Raw genomic sequence first — 12,943 nt, forward strand, 5'->3', positions numbered from 1 at the left:
CGTGTCGAACTATAGTTAGGCCTCTGGCTCAGCGAGTCCGGAGACCCGTACATACTCTATGGCACAAACCTGGAGATTTGTGCCAGTACAAAAATTCCAACTATAACTAAACGGCCGGATGCGCAGTATGTGCAATAAAAAGCACTTGAACATCCGGCTGCAACTTTTTGAACTGGAGGACCAGCGTTGGTTCCCACACGTGATCCGGCAGGGTATGCTGGATTTTTTGCGTTTTATGATCTCGAAAATGGGCGCTTACGAAGCTGCCCTGCCCTTACTACAGGAACTGCTAGTTAAAACCAACCAGACACACATTACAGACCTTTGCTCCGGAGCCGGCGGAGGCATAGAAACAATACAAAAAGACCTGAGCCAGCGTATGGGCCAAATGATACACGTTACGCTATCCGATCTTTACCCGAACATCAGCGCTTACCAATATCTACAGACACAATCCGGCGGAACTATAGATTTTATACCTGAGCCCGTTGATGCTACTGCCGTACCCGAAACTATAACCGGCGTACGAACTATATTTTCGTCCTTTCACCACTTTCCGCCAACTATAGCGCAGCGCATTTTACAGGATGCTGCCGACAAACGCGCTGCCATTGGCATATTTGAGGGAGCTCAGAAAAGCTGGGTAGAATTGATCCTGCTGTGGGTGGTATTTCCTATAGTTATAGTTTTAGTTACGCCGTTCATCCGGCCCTTTAAGCTTAGCAGGCTGTTTTTTACGTACATCATACCGCTTATACCTGTTGGCATAATCTGGGATGGAACCGTATCGTTGCTGCGCATTTATACACCGGCATACCTGCAACAAATGCTGCAAACTATAAAAGCTCCAAACTATACCTGGCAAACCGGCCGCGTCGGAAACAAACCCGGCAAACACGTTATTTATCTGATAGGATTTCCTGAAAGTTAGAAAGTTTGGAAGTTTGAAAGTTAAAGAGTTTAGGAGTTAATGAAGTAAGAAAGTTTAGGTGTAGAGACGCAATATTTTGCGTCTGTTACTTGTGCAGAACTAACCATTTAAAAATTTATCATAATATCCTGGTAATCCTTAAATCCTGAAAATCCTGATTCAGACAATTAACAATTCAGCAATTAACAACTAAATGAAACGCTACCGCGATGCGCTTACTTTGATGCGAATACCTTTTTCGGTGTACCTGATGCCGGTGTTCTGGTTTGCGCTTAGTGCGTTGCAGCAGGTTACTATTGGCAGGGCTATAGTTGTTTTCCTGATTCTGCACTTACTGGTTTACCCGGCAAGCAACGGTTACAACTCCTATTACGACCGGGACGAAGGCAGTATTGGTGGCCTGAAGCATCCGCCTAAAGTTAACCGAGAACTGATGCACCTGGTTTTGCTTTTTGATATGTTGGCTGTGTTACTGAGTATATTCCTATCACCGTTGTTTGCTGTGTTGGTGGCCTTATACCTGCTCATTTCCAAAGCCTATAGTTACGAGGGCATCCGGCTCAAAAAATACCCGATCATCAGTACTATAGTTGTTACCTTTTTCCAGGGGGCTTTTACGTTTGCCATGGTGCAGGTTGGTGTTGGTTTGAAACTACTAGAAGTTCTGCAATTTCCGAACTTTGGGTTTGCTATAGTTAGCACCTTGTTTCTTTGTGGTTCTTATCCGCTCACTCAAATTTACCAGCACCACGAAGACAGCCAGCGCGGCGATATAACAATAAGTTTATTACTTGGCATTACCGGCACTTACATTTTTGCAGCCATCAGTCTGTTACTCGGTACCGGGGTTTTACTTTGGTTGTACTATACCGCCGATCAGTTTCAGAATATCATTATCTTTTTAATAGCTACAGCTCCTATCCTCTACTATTTTACCAACTGGGCTATTGGCGCTACCCGTAATAATACGCTGGTAAACTATGATAATACCATGCACATGAACAAAATATCCTCCGTGTGTATCAGTATTGCTTTTATAACTATGCTGGTATTTAAAGCTATCTATCAACTATAGTTACCGCTGTTATTTGGATACAACTAAGCTGCGCAATTGCGTATAAGGGGAAAAACATCATAAGTGAAGCTGTTCTACATAATATTGGCCGGGTTGGCAGGCACTGCAGCCATGTCATCTGTCATTTTCCTGCTCTCCCTGCTAACAAAACGCATTCTTAGAATACCACTGGTATTGGGGACAATGCTACTTGGCAAAACGCACTCTAATGGTGGCCTATCGAACGGATTGTCCACCAAGCTCGTGGGCGGACTGGCGCATTACACCGTCGGGGTATTGTATGCTATTGGCTACCTGGCCCTTTGGGAGAGTGGAGTAGGAACCATTACTGCCTCCTGGGGCATGCTTATAGGTTTAGGTAACGGCATTCTCGCCATGATCATCTGGTACTTCTTTTTTATGATCCACCCAAGGCCACCACACATTAAACTGGAAAGATACCTTATCGAGATGGTATTCAGTCATGTACTTTTCGGCTTCGTAGTTACCTATGTGTATTACCACTTAACGCACGTCGAGTATCCATTCTGGCAATGAGCTATAGTTTAGGAGTTAGAGAGTTTGGGAGTTATAGAGTTAGTGAAGTAAGAAAATTGTAGAGATGCAATGCGCTATGTCTTTTCAGCTACTGAGTAATTGAAATCCTGTTAATCCATTAATCCTGAAAATCCTGATTCAGACAACAACCAACAATTTAACCTCAAACCTTCAGCAATCAGACAAAAAATAAAAACGGCCTGCAACTATAGCTGCAAGCCGTTTTCTTATAGTTGATGCTAAACTATAGTTTAGCCGTTCATCGAGATCAGGAATTCTTCGTTGCTCTTCGTACCAACCATTCTGTCTTTCAGGAACTCCATTGCTTCTACAGAGTTCATATCCGACATAAACTTGCGCAGGATCCAGATACGGTTTAATTCGTCTCTGTCCATCAGCAGGTCTTCGCGACGAGTACCCGAAGCAGGAACGTCGATAGCAGGGTAAATTCTTCTGTTGGCCAGTTTACGATCCAGCTGAAGTTCCATGTTACCGGTACCTTTAAATTCTTCGAAGATAACTTCATCCATCTTAGAACCTGTGTCGATAAGCGCAGTGGCGATGATAGTTAATGAACCACCATTCTCTACGTTACGGGCAGCACCAAAGAAACGCTTCGGCTTGTGCAATGCATTTGCATCCACACCACCCGATAAGATCTTACCAGACGACGGAACAACTGTGTTATAAGCACGAGCCAGACGCGTGATCGAATCCAGGAGAATTACCACATCATGGCCACACTCTACCATTCGCTTCGCTTTGTCCAGCACAATGCTCGATACTTTCACGTGGCGCTCCGCAGTTTCATCAAATGTTGATGCTATTACTTCCGCTTTTACACTACGTGCCATGTCAGTCACCTCTTCCGGACGTTCGTCAATCAGCAGGATCATCAGGTAAACTTCCGGGTGGTTTTCGGAAATAGCGTTGGCTATCTCTTTCAGCAACACGGTTTTACCTGTTTTAGGCTGCGCCACGATCATACCACGCTGGCCTTTACCGATAGGGGCAAAAAGGTCCAGAATACGGGTTGAAAGCTGGCTTGGCTTGGTAGTTAATTTTAAACGCTCTTCCGGGAAAAGCGGCGTTAAGTGCTGGAACGGAATACGGTCACGAATTTCTTCTGTGGTACGTCCGTTTACAGTTTCCACTTTAAGCAGGGCAAAATACTTTTCGCCTTCTTTTGGCGGGCGTATCTGGCCTTTTACAGTATCTCCTGTTTTAAGACCAAATAATTTTATCTGCGATGGTGATACATAAATATCATCCGGAGATGCTAAATAGTTATAGTGCGTTGAACGCAGGAAACCATACCCATCCTGCATCAGCTCAAGCACACCTTCGTTTAGGATTATACCATCAAACTCCTTGAAAATATTGCCCCCTGCATTTGCATTCTGCTGTTGCGGGTTGTTACGACGCTGATTATTGTCGAAGCGGTTATCTGGTCTGTTCGTTTGCTGATCGCTACGTTGCTCACGGTTATCCTGGCGTGGCTCACGCTCCGGACGTTGCTCGCGGTTATCGTTGCGGTTTTCTGAGCGCTGCTCACGGCCATCATTACGCTCACGTGGTTCGCGGTTCTGCACTTCCGTACGTTCCGGTCTTGGCTCCCGAGGCTGGTTCTCGGTTCTCTCTGCTCTTGGCTCGCGTGTTTCTGTGCGTGGCTCACCATTGGTCTGTTCCCTGTTTTCGCGGCGTGGCTGAATACGTTCACGGTCGCGTTGCGGACCATGGTCTTTAACTGGCGCTGCGGCTGGTTTTGGTGCACGTTCCGGTTGTTCGGCACGTACTACAGGTCTTCTCTCTTCCGGTGCTGGTGCAGGTGCTGGGGCTTCTTCTTCTATTGTTGCAATTTCAGGAGATGATTCGCTTGCTGGGGCAGCAGAACTGGCAACAGGTTTGATCTTTTTAGGTAATTTCTCAGGTGGGGTGATGGCTTGTTGATCCAGGATTTTGTAGATGATGTCCTGTTTGCTCAGTTTTTTGAAGTTCTGAACGCCCAGGTCCTCTGCAATTTCCTTGAGTTCTGAAAGAAGCCTATCTTTCAATTCTTCAATATTGTACATAAATGTGGTATGGTGGTTAATGTGATGCCGGAAGCGTGATGATACACGAACGCAGCGAGAGTCTTAAATTATAAATCAGGAAACAGAATAGATTGCGTAGAAATAGTGAGGCTCAGGAAGGGCCTGCTTCATAAATGCACTGCAATGTTATTGCAATAGCACCTAATTAACAAATATTACGCATCATTTTATGCAAAATGTTTCAGAAAACCGGTAAAAGATTTACGAATTGCCGCGTACTACGCAAAAAAGTATATTTTTGTACCAATACTTAACACTCAACTATGCTACAACTATCCGTTTTAAGAGAGCAGACAGACCTGGTAGTGGAAGGCCTCAACAAGAAAAACTACAAAAATGCAGCCGCAGAAGTTGCCGCTTTACTAGACCTTGACCAGCGTCGCCGGCAGGTACAGAGCGAGCACGACGAGCTGCAGGCCCGGTCTAACAGCATCTCCAAAGAGATCGGAATTCTGATGAAGAACGGCGAACGCGAGAAAGCCGAATCTTATAAAGCACAAACTACTGAATTAAAGCAGCAGGCCAAAACCCTCGCCGACCAGTTAACTACACTGGAAGATGAATTGCAGGCCGCTTTGTACAAGTTACCGAACCTGCCTCACGTAAGTGTTCCTGTTGGTAGAACAGCAGAAGATAACGAAGTAGTTCTACAACACGGCGAAATTCCAACATTGCATGCTGGTGCGCAGCCTCACTGGGAGCTTATTCAGAAGTACGATATCATTGATTTCGACCTTGGCAATAAGATTACGGGTGCTGGTTTCCCGGTTTATAAAAAGCATGGTGCCCGTTTGCAGCGTGCACTTATCAACTTCTTTTTAGATGAAGCCCTGAAAGCTGGTTATACTGAGATACAGCCTCCAATTCTGGTTAATGAAGCATCGGGCTACGGCACCGGCCAGTTACCGGACAAGGACGGCCAGATGTACCACGCCACGGAAGATAACTATTACCTTATACCGACGGCTGAGGTACCGATAACAAACATTTACCGCGACGTAATTGTACCGGCTGACCAGTTGCCAATTAAAAATGCAGGCCATACACCGTGTTTCAGAAGAGAAGCTGGCTCGTGGGGTGCTGATGTACGCGGATTGAACCGTTTACACCAGTTTGACAAGGTAGAAATTGTACAGATTACGCTGCCTGAGAAGTCTTATGAAACGCTGGAAGAAATGAGCAGCTACATTCAGGGCTTGTTGCAGAAACTGGAGTTACCTTACCGTGTGCTGCGCTTATGCGGTGGCGATATGGGCTTCACGTCTGCTCTTACTTATGATATGGAAGTTTATTCTACAGCACAGGGCCGCTGGCTGGAAGTAAGTTCTGCCTCTAACTTCGAAACGTATCAGGCTAACCGCTTGAAACTGCGTTATAAAAATGAAGCTGGCAAAACACAGTTGCTGCATACCTTAAATGGTAGTGCCCTTGCCCTGCCGCGTATAGTTGCCGCTATTTTAGAGAATAACCAGACACCAGATGGTATCAACATGCCAAAAGTGCTGCACCCATATTTAGGGTTTGAGAAAATTGGGTAAAACTTGAAGATGAAACATTTGTAAAGTGTAAAAGCCGCTGATGACCTCAGCGGCTTTTATTTTATAGTTGGTTAGACGCAAAATATTGCGTCTCTACAATTAGACATAATGCTCTTTCGGACTTCCTAGTCCGGAAGCACTCTGCTGGGGACATCCTTGTCCCTGTATTACTAACAACGCGGACGTGGACGTCCGCAGCAGATGGGTTTCGGACACAGATGTCCGAAACAGCTAGTCATGTAAAATTAAATTTAACTGCCAAACTGCTCCTGGTATGCCTGGTAGTGGTTTTGGAGTTTATATTTTTTGAGCTCTCCATCTTTTGCAGCTTTTATAGTTTCTTCGGTTATAGTTTGCTGCTGCAGCAGGTTCATCAGTAGATTGTCATTCTCAGTTAAACCTTCCTGTAGAGTCAGGGCTTCGTATTGTTGTAAAAATTCCGGGTTCAGACTCAGTTTATTCTTGTTTATAGATACCACCTCAGCCGCTACCAGTTTTAGCAGGTTTTCTTCCACTTCCTTTAATGTAAATATAGTACCGTCTAAGGCATCGGCCATCAATAGCACTTCCTGCAAAGGTGCGCTGCCATCACCTCCAGTCGCTAAAAGTAAGGCTTCTAAAAATTGCGTGTCGGTTTGCTGCCAGTTATAGTTCTTCATCGTCTTATAGTTCTCTGTTCGCAAAATCAACTATAGCCTGCTCGTCAATATCGCGCATGCATTTAAAGTGGCCGAGCGGGCACTCTGATCTCCCGAATTTGGTACATGGCCGACATGGCAATTCCACTCCTGCTTCGTAATGTTTGGTAACCTGGTATGGTTGCACGCCTAAAAGCTCCGGTACGGTGCTTCCCCAGATCGTTACCAGTTCTTTATCAAACGCTTCAGAGATATGCGTTAGCCCAGTATCAAAACCAATTACTTTAGCCGCCTGCTTCACCACATACACCGATTCGTTCATGTTCAGTTTTCCGCAGGCATTGTACACTTTCGCCCCGGCAGCTTTTGCTATAATGGTACCGTTCTCCTCCACGTCCTTGCCACCCAGTAGCACTACCGGTTTATTTAATGAGTTGCAGATGCTGATCACCTGTTCATTGGGCATACGTTTTGTAAAATGCGTGGCTCCAATAATAAAAGCTACATAATCTTGCTGGTGAGTTTCTGGTAAAAGTGTATTTAAACTATAGTCGCCGGGCAGGAAATAGTCTACTGGTTTCTGATCATTCACAACACCCAGGAACTTTACCGTTTCCAGGTAGCGGTCAACAAGGTGAGTTGGTTTGACAGTGTTAAGCTTAAACTTTAGCGCCAGAATTTTGCGGATGCGCTGCTTTTTGAACGTAGAGAATTTTACGCCCAGTTTATACTTTACCAGCACCGAGCGCAGACTGTTGTGCAGGTCTATCACGTAATCAAACTGCTCAGCTTTTAACTCTTGAATGGTGTCGTTCAGCTTATCTTTCAGCAGATGCAGTTTATCTACATAGGGATTATTGTCCAGAATAAACCGGAAACCGGGTTTCGTTAGAAAATGGATTTCTGCACCCGGCACCTGTAGCTTCAGGCAACGAACTACGGGCGTGGTGTAAATAATATCTCCGATTGAGCTGAACCGGATAATCAGTATTTTAAGCTTCTCTTTTTGCAATGGAGCTGTTTAGTTTTATAATTTAAGCCTCTTGTATCTTCACTCAAGATTCTTTCAGAATGACAAAAAAGGCTAGTACTATAGTTTGGTCTTTTTACAGTTTGTCATCTCGACGTCAGGAGAGATCTATCTGGAATTCCGACCAGATTTCTCGCTGCACTTGAAATGACATTGTAAATCTATCATGGCGCGAGCGTCTTCGCTCGTGACTTGCTATAGCGGTGCCTCTGGCCCCTTTTAAATTCTTATATTGTCTTTGTTATTACATCAAATGGGCGGGACGCCCAACTATAGTTCGACACGAGCGAAGACGCTCGCGCCATAGTTACTTAGATGATCCAACAATCAACAATTAAATCCCTGCCTTCCGCTTGTTAAAGTAGGCTTCCACTTCATCCGCCGACTTCGCATTAAAGGTCATCTCTTTCGTTAATCCGCCTTTTCTACCAACCAACACACCGTACTTCATATCGTCGTAGCCGCTGGTGTGGTGGGCATCAGGGTTTATGCTGAGCATCACACCTTTTTCCAGAGCATACTGTACGTGGCGCCAGTCCAGGTCTAAACGCCAGGGGTTGGAATTTATCTCGATGATGACGTTGTTAGCAGCACAGGCATCAATTACCATTTTGTGGTTGATCGGGTAACCTTCGCGGCGCAGCAGCAGCCTGCCGGTTGGGTGGCCCAGCATGGTTGTGTATGGGTTCTCAATAGCTGTGATCAGGCGTTGTGTAGCCTTTTTCTCATCCATGTTCAGCACACTATGCACACTGGCAACTATAAAATCAAACGTCTTCAGGATATCTTCTTCATAGTCCAGGGAGCCATCTGTCAGAATATCCGACTCAATGCCTTTAAATATTTTGAAAGGAGCTAGTTTCTGGTTCAGCTCGTCGATTTCTTTTTGTTGGCGCAATACATCGCCTTCGCGCAGGCCACCTGCATACGACGCGGTTTTGCTGTGATCCGAAATACCTAAATACTGGTAGCCCATGTCGCGGCAGAAGGTGGCCATTTGCTCCAGTGTATGAGCGCCATCAGAGTACGTACTATGGTTATGTAAAATTCCTTTCAGATCGGAGAGCTCGAGCAGTTTTGGCAACTTGTTATCCATGGCCAGTTGCAGCTCATTGGTGCCTTCGCGTAGTTCCGGAACTACGTAAGCCATACCGGCTGCGTGGTACACGTCCTCCTCGGTTTTATGGTTCTCTTCGCGCAGCACACTAAGCATACATTTACCGGCAGCAAAAACCTGGGTTAAATGCGCCTCTGAAGCAGAACGCAACACCACTTCGTTTGCAAAGCAGGCATCGTCCACCAGTCTTATTTCAGTGGCCATGCCGTTCAAACTATAGTTGCCGCGCCAGATGCGTGGGCCGGAATTCTTAACATCCTGCTCCAGTACATCTATTTTGCCAAGTTTTTCGCAGGCTTCTTTAAAGGTGTCTGTACCAACTACAAACTGCAGGCTTTCCACAATTTCCATGCGGCGACGCACATCTCCCACCACTTCTACTTTAGCATCAGGCAGGGCTTGCTTTATAGTTTGCAGCAGTTCTTCAGCGCTTGGCTCAGCTTCGGCATACAGCAATTTACCACGGTTTTGCTGCGTAAAAAGCAGCGCCTGTTTTATATTTTCCTGGGTTTTAGCGCCAAAGCCTTTCAGTTTGCTCAGTTTGTCCTGCTCGCAGGCATCCAGCAATTCTTCCACGGTTTCGGTGCCCAGCTCTTTCCAGATGGTGCGTACTTTTTTAGGACCGATGCCTTTTATGCGCAACATCTCTACTACACCCGGCGGTGTGGCCGCCAGCATCTGGTACAGTTCAGCAAAAGAACCGGTCTGGTTTATTTCGATAATTTTAGCGGCAATGCCTTTGCCTACACCTTGTATACTTTCCAGCGTGGCCTGGCTCATGCCTGCCAGTGGTTCTTCAACCAATTCCAGCGTAGCGGCGCCATTTACATAAGAGCGTACCTTAAACGGGTTCTCGTCGTGCAGCTCCATTAGTTCGGCAGCCAGCTTAAACAGTCGTATAATCTTTTTATTTTCCACGGCGCTATATCGTATAGTTACAAAGATAGGAAAACAGCCCGAACCATACTTGTAGTCGTTTTATATTCATTTGCTTCTATATAAAGGCAGAAATTCCTATCTTGTCTTATAAAACATGCTGCTGTCGCAGCTTTCCATACTTATGAAATACGCTTCGCTGCTTTGTTTGGTGTGCCTGCTGTTGCTGGCTAACACCTGTAAAAAATCTACTAAGCTTGAACAACAACTTGTTGGTAAAACCTGGCTGCATGCTTTTGAAGAAGACCAGGAAGAAATAACCACTTACAGGCCTAATACCTACGACTTTGCTCCATCGCGCGGCCGTACTGGGTTTATGCTTGAGAAAGGTGGTATCCTGAAGAATTATGCCATTGCCCCTGCCGACGGACTGGAAGAGCAGCCAGGCACCTGGCAGTTTCTGGGTAACGACAAGATCCTGATAACTATAAAACCGGTTGGGCAGCCACAGCAGCAGTATATGATCGAGGTCGTGTCGCTGGAGAATGAGGTGCTAAAAGTAAAACGCGAAGAAGTTACCGGAGACCCGCTTAAATAATATGTTCAGCTACCGAAAATTAAGTGCCCGCACCCGTACCATTATTTTAGTAACCCTGCTGGGCATTCTTACAATTCTTATAGTTACCGAACCCAGAGGCGACGTTTTTAACTTTATAAAAGGCTTCCTGAACGGAATACTGATCGTGATGTTTTTGGGAGAAGTGATGCTTTACTTTATGAATAAAAAGAAGTGACGTTAATCTCCAACCGAAAAGAAAATCAGGCAACCACATGCTAAACTACGAGAAGATATCTAAGCTAAACCGGACCATAATCGGTACAATGCTGCTGTTGGTATTTATGGCGTTGGTTATGGCAGATGCGTACGCCAGCTTTTTCGGGGGAATCATTTTCGGGGCATTAATGCTTCAGTTATATTTCGAAGGCCGCATGTTCCTGAGAGCGCAGCGAAAACGCAATACCTAAACTATAAATCAAAACACTTTTACACTTACAAAAATCAAATGCATTACTGGTTAGTAAAATCGGAGCCTGAAACATATTCGTGGGCAGACTTAGTGAGAGACGGGCGCATCTGCTGGGATGGCGTTAGAAATTACCAGGCACGTAACAACCTGCAGCAAATGCAACCCGGCGACATGGTATTGTTTTATCACAGCGTATCCGAGAAAGCTATAGTTGGCATTGCCAAAGTAGATAAAGCCGCTTACCCTGACCCAACTGCCGACGACCCGAAATGGATGGCGGTAGACCTGGTGCCTTTCCGGGATTTTAGAGACCCTGTAACACTAGAACAAATAAAACAGGATAAACGCCTGGAGAATATAGCTCTGCTGCGCCAGTCGCGGTTATCAGTTATGCCGCTTAAAGCCGAGGAATTTGATGTACTGCTTGCCCTTGGCAACTAGCTATAGCACTGTAATTTAATTTTAAGGGCAGCAGAACAACGATTGGCGGCTAAAACAAGTACAAAGACTTAGCCGCCAATCTTATACTTTTCCTGTAGTACGCTATACTATACTTAGCTATATGTACAAAGTATGTCTGTTACTTCTGCTTATAGTTGTGCTTGTTGTTTCGCCCCTGCTTGCACAAAAACCAACCCAGCCAAACCGCCTGGAGCTGGAACTGGATATCTATAAAACCGATGTGCAGGTACTGGCCACACCCGACAGCAGCCTGCTCGTATTAACAAAAACAGATGGCAACTGGACCAATCCTCCTACATTCGGGTTCACAAAATATAACCACCAACTGCAGCCAGCCTGGGATAAGAAGATCACCCTGAACCCTATCAGCAGGTACATCACCCATTTCTCAGAAAAGGCTTATAGTTATATTGCATTTACCGGCGAGAGCAACGATGATTTTCAGTTTGTAAAGCTTAACCTTACAGATGGTGACTATGCCACAAAGGAATATAAGATAGAAGCCATCGACTCTATTTATGTGTTTAAAGTATTGTCAGGAAATTATTTTATAGTTGCCCGATCCCGCAAAACCGGCACGCCTACCCTGTTGCACCTTAACGAATCCTCCGGAGATATTAAGCCGCTCCCTGCTGTATACGGCACCGAATCTACTTTTTCGGATATCCTGGTACATCCGGAGTCGCAACAGGTTAGCGTGGTCATGTCAGAGTCGAACGGAAAAATATCCCGCTTGCAGACAAAGATCTTTAGCGCCGATGGTACGCTGCTCAATAATTATTTCATACATCCAACGCATGAGAAAAGGCCGGTAACAGCAGAAATAACGCCCGGCGATTCTACTTCCAGGTTACTCATTGGTAACTATAGCACGCGCAACCTCCGCTACGCCTCAGGTATTTTTACAGTTCCGGTTACTGCTAACTCTTCAGATTCGCGCTACTATAGTTTTCTGCAGCTAAAGAACTTTTTCAGGTATATGAAGCCGAAGCGGGAAAAGCGCATGCGGCAGCGGGAAGAACAAAAAGAACAAGCCGGAAAAGACTCGGGTGCGCAATACAGGCTACTGTTTCATGATGTTTATCCTACCCTCAATGGCTATATTATAAGTGCTGAAGTTTACACAACCGACTCGCGCGGTGGTAATTTCAATCGTATTTATGGACCTACAGGCTATCTGGTAAGCACACCAACCGTCTATAGACGCACCATGGCCCTGGCTATGGGATTCGATAAAGACGGGATTTTGCTCTGGGATAACAGCTTTCCGTTACAAAATATGGAAACCCGGACGCTACAGCAAAGCGTGGAGGTTACCACAAGCCCAACAGGTACTGTTGTGATCGCTTATCCTGATGAAGACGATATTTTTTATAAGGTAATGGAGCAGGATAATTACGTTGAAGAAGATGCTGAACTGAAATTACAGCCCGGCGATGCCAACAGCAAAATTGTATCTACAAGCATGGCCGGCCTTATAAAGTGGTACGGACTAAACTTTGCGGCTTTTGGCTGGCACCGCGTAAAACCTGCAAACGCCGATAGCCGGATGGTATTCTATATCAACAAGATCTCCTTTTAATGCTTAATTGCTTAATGATTCTATAGTTGAAACTAT

13 protein-coding genes are annotated in these 12,943 nt (G+C 45.4%); 9 read left to right on the forward strand and 4 right to left on the reverse strand.

What is annotated here, in order from left to right:
• Nucleotides 1-127: 127 nt before the first annotated feature.
• The 3 genes from KYK27_RS02525 to KYK27_RS02535 all read left to right on the forward strand — a co-directional run bounded on the left by KYK27_RS02525 (nucleotide 128) and on the right by KYK27_RS02535 (nucleotide 2,543).
• The gene (locus KYK27_RS02525) at nucleotides 128-931 is read left to right on the forward strand and encodes a class I SAM-dependent methyltransferase (RefSeq protein WP_219337345.1); all 804 of its coding nucleotides are present in this window, start codon (nucleotides 128-130) and stop codon (nucleotides 929-931) included.
• A gap of 193 nt (nucleotides 932-1,124) precedes the next feature.
• A complete protein-coding gene (locus tag KYK27_RS02530; RefSeq protein WP_199108485.1) occupies nucleotides 1,125-2,006 on the forward strand; it encodes a UbiA family prenyltransferase in 882 nt (293 codons plus the stop codon).
• 63 nt (nucleotides 2,007-2,069) lie between these two features.
• Complete coding sequence (locus tag KYK27_RS02535) at nucleotides 2,070-2,543, forward strand: hypothetical protein (protein ID WP_199108486.1); 474 nt, start codon at nucleotides 2,070-2,072, stop codon at nucleotides 2,541-2,543.
• Between the two features lie 251 nt (nucleotides 2,544-2,794).
• Here the strand turns inward: KYK27_RS02535 and rho are convergent, their stop codons facing one another.
• Nucleotides 2,795-4,615: a transcription termination factor Rho gene (rho, locus tag KYK27_RS02540; protein ID WP_199108487.1), complete on the reverse strand. Its 1,821-nt coding sequence runs from the start codon at nucleotides 4,613-4,615 to the stop codon at nucleotides 2,795-2,797.
• A 284-nt stretch (nucleotides 4,616-4,899) separates the two neighbouring features.
• Here rho and serS point away from each other — a divergent pair, with 284 nt between their 5' ends.
• Nucleotides 4,900-6,174: a serine--tRNA ligase gene (gene serS, locus KYK27_RS02545; protein WP_199108488.1), complete on the forward strand. Its 1,275-nt coding sequence runs from the start codon at nucleotides 4,900-4,902 to the stop codon at nucleotides 6,172-6,174.
• Between the two features lie 251 nt (nucleotides 6,175-6,425).
• Here serS and KYK27_RS02550 read toward each other — a convergent pair whose 3' ends face one another.
• The 3 genes from KYK27_RS02550 to polX form a co-directional block, all read right to left on the reverse strand.
• Nucleotides 6,426-6,833, reverse strand: coding sequence for a hypothetical protein (locus KYK27_RS02550; protein ID WP_199108489.1), 408 nt, complete (start codon nucleotides 6,831-6,833; stop codon nucleotides 6,426-6,428).
• A gap of 4 nt (nucleotides 6,834-6,837) precedes the next feature.
• The gene (locus KYK27_RS02555) at nucleotides 6,838-7,824 is read right to left on the reverse strand and encodes a glycosyltransferase family 9 protein (protein ID WP_199108490.1); all 987 of its coding nucleotides are present in this window, start codon (nucleotides 7,822-7,824) and stop codon (nucleotides 6,838-6,840) included.
• Between the two features lie 352 nt (nucleotides 7,825-8,176).
• Entirely contained in the window at nucleotides 8,177-9,877 is a 1,701-nt protein-coding gene (gene polX, locus KYK27_RS02560; protein WP_199108491.1) for a DNA polymerase/3'-5' exonuclease PolX, read from the reverse strand.
• A gap of 115 nt (nucleotides 9,878-9,992) precedes the next feature.
• On the opposite strand from polX, the gene KYK27_RS02565 reads away from it, so the two are divergent.
• From KYK27_RS02565 to KYK27_RS02585, 5 genes are all read left to right on the forward strand, one after another.
• Nucleotides 9,993-10,433, forward strand: a complete 441-nt coding sequence (locus KYK27_RS02565) for a hypothetical protein (RefSeq protein ID WP_233150217.1) — start codon at nucleotides 9,993-9,995, stop codon at nucleotides 10,431-10,433.
• 1 nt (nucleotide 10,434) lies between these two features.
• Nucleotides 10,435-10,629, forward strand: coding sequence for a hypothetical protein (locus KYK27_RS02570; RefSeq protein ID WP_199108492.1), 195 nt, complete (start codon nucleotides 10,435-10,437; stop codon nucleotides 10,627-10,629).
• A gap of 37 nt (nucleotides 10,630-10,666) precedes the next feature.
• Nucleotides 10,667-10,861, forward strand: coding sequence for a hypothetical protein (locus KYK27_RS02575; RefSeq protein ID WP_199108493.1), 195 nt, complete (start codon nucleotides 10,667-10,669; stop codon nucleotides 10,859-10,861).
• Nucleotides 10,862-10,899: 38 nt separating this feature from the next.
• Nucleotides 10,900-11,304, forward strand: coding sequence for an EVE domain-containing protein (locus tag KYK27_RS02580; RefSeq protein WP_199108494.1), 405 nt, complete (start codon nucleotides 10,900-10,902; stop codon nucleotides 11,302-11,304).
• Nucleotides 11,305-11,425: 121 nt separating this feature from the next.
• On the forward strand, nucleotides 11,426-12,907 hold the full coding sequence (locus KYK27_RS02585) for a hypothetical protein (RefSeq protein WP_199108495.1): 1,482 nt from the start codon (nucleotides 11,426-11,428) through the stop codon (nucleotides 12,905-12,907).
• Nucleotides 12,908-12,943 lie beyond the last annotated feature (36 nt).

It is taken from the genome of Pontibacter populi, from assembly GCF_019336435.1.
GTDB classification, from domain to species: Bacteria; Bacteroidota; Bacteroidia; order Cytophagales; family Hymenobacteraceae; genus Pontibacter; species Pontibacter humidus.